Genomic DNA, 3,905 nt, shown 5'->3' on the forward strand with positions numbered 1-3,905 from the left:
TTGCGCTCGTACACGGCCTCCTTGCGGTAGCCGACCACGACGCCGACCTCGGTCAGCCCGATCTCCGCGAAGTTCCCGAGCGTCAGGTCCAGGACGGTCACGGCGTCCGGGTCGCCCTCCGCGCCCACCGGCACCAGGGCCTTGGGGAGCGTGTCGGTGTAGGGGCGCAGACGCCGGCCGGCGCCGGCCGCGAGCACGAGGCCTATCATCGCGGTCTTTCTCCTTATGGAACACAAAACGTGTGGTCCTGCCCCACGGGGGACAGGACCACACAGCGTAGACGTCCGGTCAGCTCTCTTCGGCCGCGGCCGTGACGGAGGACGGCGCCTGCTGCTCGGCAGCGGCCGTCTTCTTCGCCGTGGCCTTCTTCGCCGTCGACTTCTTGGCGGCGGTCTTCTTCGCCGTCGTCGTCTTCTTGGCGGCGGTCTTCTTGGCCGTGGTCGTCTTCTTCGCGGCGGCCTTCTTCGCCGTGGCCTTCTTGGCCGCCGACTTCTTGGCGGCGGTCTTCTTGGCCGGAGCGGCCTCCTCGGCGGCCGGTTCCTCGACGGCGTGCGCGGTGGCCTCAGGCTCGGCAGCGGACTCCTCGGCGGCCGGCCCGTCGGGCTTCTGCTCCTCCGCCGGGGCGGACGGCAGGACCACGACGGCCATGTCCTCGGACGCGGTCGAGGTGCTCGGCTTGCGCACCGCGCGACGCCGCGGACGGGCCGGGGCCGGGGCCGGCGCCTCGGGCGCGGGCTCCGGGGCGGCAGCCGCCTCGGCCGGGGTCTCCTCCTCGGCCTTCGGCGCCTCCTCCGTCCTCGCGGACTCGGCGACGGTCACCACCGCGGCCTCCGCGCCCGCCGGGGAACCGGCCGGCGCGGACACCTTGCGGGTGGCCCGGCGGCGGGTACGGCCCTGCGGAGCGGCCTCCTCGGCGGCCTGGGGCACCACGGCGTCCTCGGCGGCGGCCGGCTCGGCCAGCGCCTCGGCGGCCGACTCGGGCTGCACGGGACGCTCCGCCGCCTCGGCGGCCGTCACGTCCTGCGCCGTGGGGACCTGCGCCTCCTCGGCGACGGGCGTCTCCTCCCCGCGCTCCTCGGCCACTGCCTGCCTGCGGCCGCCCCTGGCGCTCTCGCGCTGCGGCGAGCCCGTGGGCGCGGACGCCCGACGGCTCCCCCGGCGGCGCGTACGGCCGCGGGAGGCCGCGGCCTCCGCCTCGGCGGCGCTGCTGTACAGCTCCTCGTCCGGAGTGAACTCGGGCGCGGGCAGCGCGGCCGGCTCGGCCACCTCGGCGGCGACCTCGGCCGGCGTCTCCGCCTCCGCCTCGGCCTCCTGCTCGGCCGTCTCCACGACGGCGGCCTCGTGCTCGTGCGGCTGGTCCGCCGCGCCGGCCCGGGCCCTCTTGCGGCGCTTGCCGCCGCCGGAGGAGGACGGCTGGTCGAGGTGGACGATCACACCGCGGCCGTTGCAGTGGACGCAGGTCTCGGAGAACGACTCCAGCAGGCCCTGTCCGACCCGCTTGCGGGTCATCTGGACCAGGCCCAGCGAGGTCACCTCGGCGACCTGGTGCTTCGTACGGTCCCGGCCCAGGCACTCCAGCAGGCGGCGCAGCACCAGGTCCCGATTGGACTCCAGCACCATGTCGATGAAGTCGATGACGATGATGCCGCCGAGGTCGCGCAGCCGGAGCTGGCGCACGATCTCCTCGGCCGCCTCCAGGTTGTTCCTGGTGACGGTCTCCTCGAGGTTGCCGCCCTGACCGGTGAACTTGCCGGTGTTGACGTCGATGACGACCATCGCCTCGGTGCGGTCGATCACCAGCGAACCGCCGCTGGGCAGCCAGACCTTGCGGTCCAGCGCCTTGGCGAGCTGCTCGTCGATCCGGTACGTGGCGAAGACGTCGACCTCGCTGGTCCACCGCTGCAGGCGGTCGGCCAGGTCGGGCGCGACGTGGGAGACGTAGCCGTGGATGGTCTGCCAGGCCTCGTCACCGCTGACGATGACCTTGGAGAAGTCCTCGTTGAAGATGTCCCGGACGACGCGGACGGTCATGTCCGGCTCGCCGTACAGCAGCGTCGGGGCGGTGCCGCCGTTCTTGGACTTCTTCTTGATCTCCTCCCACTGTGCCTGGAGCCGCTCGACGTCGCGGCGCAGCTCGTCCTCGCTGGCGCCCTCGGCGGCGGTGCGCACGATGACGCCCGCGTCCTCGGGGACGATCTTCTTGAGGATGGTCTTCAGCCGGGCCCGCTCGGTGTCGGGCAGCTTGCGGCTGATGCCGGTCATCGAGCCCTCGGGCACGTACACGAGGTAGCGGCCCGGGAGGGAGACCTGGCTGGTGAGGCGGGCGCCCTTGTGGCCGATCGGGTCCTTGGTGACCTGGACCAGCACCGGCTGGCCGGACTTCAGCGCGGACTCGATGCGGCGCGGGCCGCCCGACATGCCGAGTGCGTCGAAGTTGACCTCGCCGGCGTACAGGACGGCGTTGCGGCCCTTGCCGATGTCGATGAAGGCGGCCTCCATCGACGGCAGGACGTTCTGCACCTTGCCGAGGTAGACGTTGCCGACGTACGAGGTGGCCTGCTCCTTGTTGACGTAGTGCTCGACGAGCACGCCGTCCTCCAGGACGCCGATCTGCGTGCGGTCGCCGTGCTGGCGGACCACCATGACGCGCTCGACGGCCTCGCGGCGGGCCAGGAACTCGGCCTCGGTGATGATCGGCACACGCCGGCGGCCCTGCTCGCGGCCCTCGCGGCGGCGCTGCTTCTTGGCCTCCAGGCGGGTGGAGCCCTTGATGGACTGCACCTCGTCGGACGGCTCGGCCTTCGGGCGGGGCTCGCGGACCTTGACGACCGTGCGCTCGGGGTCGTCGGCGGACGGCTCGGTCTCCCCTCCGCTGTCCCCGGCACGGCGACGGCGGCGGCGCCGGCGCCGGCTGCTGCTGGAGCCGCCGTTGTCCTCGCGCTCCTCGCGCTCCTCGGCGTCCTCCTCGGCCTGCTCGGCGGTGTCCTCGGCGTCCTGGGCGGCCTGCTCGGCGGCGCTCGGCTCGGCACCGTCGGTGTCGCCGTCCTGCTGCTCCCCCGTCTCGGCGTCGGCGTCGGCGGAGTCACCACGCCGGCGGCGACGGCCGCCCCGGCGACGGCGGCGGCGCGAGCCGGACGACTCGTGGTCGTCGCCCTCGTCGGTGTCGGCGTGGTCGTCGCCCTCGTCGGTGTCGGCGTGGTCCTCGGTCGGCTCCGTGGCGTCCTCGGCGTCGGCCTCGGGGGCCTCCTCGACGGCGGCCGGGGCGGCGGCCTCGGGCTCGTCGGACGCGCCCCTGCGGCGACGGCGACGGCGCGAGGCGGCGGGCTGCTCCTCCGGGAGCTCCTCGGTCTCCTCCTCCGGCTCCGCGGCATCGGCGAGTCCGGCGGCCTCGGCGGCGGCCCGCTCCGGGGTCTGGAAGCGCGGCTCGGTGAACACCGGCGGCTGGAACACGGCGACGGCGGGGCGGGCGGGACGGCGCGGGGCGCCCTCCTCGTCCTCGTCCTCGGCGGTGCGGGCGGGACGCGCGGGCTCGGCGAAGCCGGCGGCGGCCTTGCGGACGACGCGACGGCGGCGGCGCGGGGCGGCCTCCTCGGCGGCCTGCGCGGCGGGGGTGTCGTCCTGCTTGTCGTTCTCGCTCACCGGGGCCTCCTCGGCGGTCGGGGCGGCCTGCTCGGTCTCGTCGTCGCTCTGCCCGGCGACGGCCTCGGCCGCCTCGGCGGGAGCGGGAGCACCGGCGGGCGCGGAGGCGCGCCGCGTGGCACGACGACGGGTACGGCGCGGGGCAGCATCCTCCGTCGTGCCGCCGGCCGACTCCTCCGCGGGCCCGGCGGCCGGAGCGGCCTCTTCCGCGGCGGCCTCGACGGAAGCCTCAGCCGCAGGAGAGGTCACGGTGCGCGTCGCACGCC

The 3,905-nt window shown here is 75.0% G+C and carries 2 protein-coding genes; both read right to left on the bottom strand.

The genetic code is table 11. The features are described from left to right. On the bottom strand, positions 1-209 hold a 209-nt coding region (locus ACIQ8B_RS11880), incomplete at its 3' end, for a sugar phosphate nucleotidyltransferase (RefSeq protein ID WP_366253152.1). A 79-nt stretch (positions 210-288) separates the two neighbouring features. Continuing rightward, a partial coding sequence (locus tag ACIQ8B_RS11885; protein WP_403546582.1) for a ribonuclease E/G occupies positions 289-3,905 on the bottom strand: 3,617 nt, incomplete at its 5' end.

It is taken from the genome of Streptomyces sp. NPDC096105 (assembly GCF_044763335.1).
Taxonomy (GTDB): domain Bacteria; phylum Actinomycetota; class Actinomycetes; order Streptomycetales; family Streptomycetaceae; genus Streptomyces.